This window comes from Candidatus Phycosocius spiralis (assembly GCF_030158815.1).
Lineage (GTDB): Bacteria > Pseudomonadota > Alphaproteobacteria > Caulobacterales > Aquidulcibacteraceae > Aquidulcibacter > Aquidulcibacter spiralis.
Genome location: NZ_BPFZ01000027.1, coordinates 1 through 2,157, shown reverse-complemented (window position 1 = coordinate 2,157; position 2,157 = coordinate 1). Strand labels below are relative to the sequence as shown.

3 protein-coding genes are annotated in these 2,157 nt (G+C 51.5%); all 3 read right to left on the bottom strand.

The features are described 5' to 3' along the window. The coding region (locus PsB1_RS11730; RefSeq protein ID WP_284361820.1) for a hypothetical protein at nt 1-229 on the bottom strand (229 nt) is incomplete at its 3' end. 1 nt (nt 230) lies between these two features. Continuing rightward, nucleotides 231-683 (bottom strand): hypothetical protein, encoded by a 453-nt coding sequence (locus PsB1_RS11725; RefSeq protein ID WP_284361818.1) that lies wholly within the window; start codon nt 681-683, stop codon nt 231-233. A gap of 11 nt (nt 684-694) precedes the next feature. Then, the coding region (locus tag PsB1_RS11720) for an endonuclease toxin domain-containing protein (RefSeq protein WP_284361816.1) at nt 695-2,157 on the bottom strand (1,463 nt) is incomplete at its 5' end.

The window sequence follows — 2,157 nt, the reverse complement described above, 5'->3', positions numbered from 1 at the left end:
TTGAGCCCTGGCTATAGCTATTGATCATCGCCAGATTGGAGGAAACCTGCTCATCCTGCTTGCCACTTGCGGCACCATTGGCAAAGGGGCCAGGCGTTCCGCTTGCCGGGGGATTTTGACGCTGGGCGACCGAGGATGCATACGACCCCTCCCATCTGCCATTATTGGTGTAAGTAAAGGGTGATGGCGACCGTAACTTCCTGTCGGCTGATGCTTGTCTAAATTGCAACTTAGGTCGCTGATTGCTGCTTGAAATGATCGATCAGAAAATCAACTGTTTGCTCTAAGCTCATCGCTTTTGGAATAGAAGCGCTAAGTTCGGGATCTCCCAAAAAAGAACCATTTTTCTGACCTACTGTCAGCTCCACATTAAAACGTCCAGAATTACGCTCGACTGATAAGAGCTTTACTTCACGGGCAAGCTGCTTTTGACTCTTTACTTTGAGTAAATTCGACAGAATTTTCGTGCTTGTTTCGTTATTCGCATCGTCATAGTTTTTTACCTTTTGAACATTATCAGAGGACAAAATAGATCTGAATTGATCCGCAATCTGAGGGTCGTCTAGGTCAATTTTAAGATACGGCGCAACGCTAGAAAGTAGCCCATTTGGAAACATGATTTGTTCTGGAATTACGACAAAGTTATCTCTTTGATATAATGCCCAATATGACCAAGCCTTCATTCAACTCCCCCTTAAAATTTCTTGATGGTCACTTTCACGCCGCGATCAAGACCGTGCTGATAAACGGCTTGCAAGGCTTGTTGTTGTGCAGGTGTAATTGGCCCTTTCGGAATAGCAACCAAAAGCTCCCGGGATTTGACCATATTCGGTGTTACAGCTCTATAAGAATATGCCACTTCATTAACTTTTGCAAAATTCGCGACCTTGTTCAGCTTAGCAAACAAGGCATTTGATATTGCCTTCGGATTGTTCAGGTAGGTTTTTGCCGACAAGTCAATGGATACAACGCTGATGGCTCGCCCTGACGAAGTTAAGCTGTCAATGACTGGAAAATTGGCGTGCAGTCCATTTCTGCCTCCGACAGACTTTAGCGCTTCAACCTCAATTTTATTACCCCGGTCTAGCCATGGTAACTTCCAAAGTGGCGATTTCGCAACAGCGCCTTCGACTCCAGCTTTCGCAAGGCCGCCGAGACCACCGATACCTGCGACCAGCAAATCAAGTGTCCAGCTTGCATCTTCTACCCGTCCACTACTTGAAGGATCGTGGGTAAGTCGAAGGATTTTGCTGGCCTCAGGGTTTTGACGGGCAAAATCTTCGAACTGAGAAGTGATGTCAATTGGCCCACCCGAAAGGTCCTTTATGTTATCAATTGTCGCCAAATCTTGCCTTCGCAACGCTGCTTCGACACCAACCGCTTGCATCCTAAATGGGGAGTCCGCGAGTTCTGGATCTAGGGCCCAACCTCTTCTCGAAACCCCGAAGTTACTTGGCCCATTCTGCTCGTTTTGCTCCACCAGTGGCGGTAATGCCGCTGTCACTGGATCAAGCTCTGTCTGAGGCGATCTGACATCGATCTTGTCATGAATGGGCTTGATCTCAAGCGGCTTCACCCCGCCTGCAGTCATAGCCTCCAACAACCCAGGCCCGCTCCCGCCGCCTTCGGCTAAATAGCCGCCAATCGCACTGCCGATCGCAGATGGCAGGCTGGCGCGGATATTATCACCAAAGTCAGTGCCTTCAATCAGGGTGCGGGCGGTGGCGTCACCGATGGCGGAGGCCATATTAATGCCGATCCGCGACGAAAAGGCCTTGACGTTGATCCCGGCGTTGCTCATCGCTTGACCAGCTGCTGCGCTAAACCCACCCCCAACGCCAGCGGCCGCAACCGCTGCCCAGCTGAATTTATCCTGCAGGCCCATCGTGACGGCAATCGCCTGTGTGGTTGCGTTGGTGGCCGCACCACGAATTGCGACCCCTATCGCGGTTTGAGCAGGTCCCGCTATGCTCGACACAGCACCCCCAACACCGCCGCTGATCGCGGCCAGTGCGACGCCTTTCCAGTCAAACTTCTCTTGTATCCCCGTCGCCACACCAACGGCTTGGGACACCACGGACCCAAGCGCTGCATTGAGCGCGCCGCCGACGATCCCGCCACCAAATGGCGCCATGGCCGTCACCACCACAGCAATCA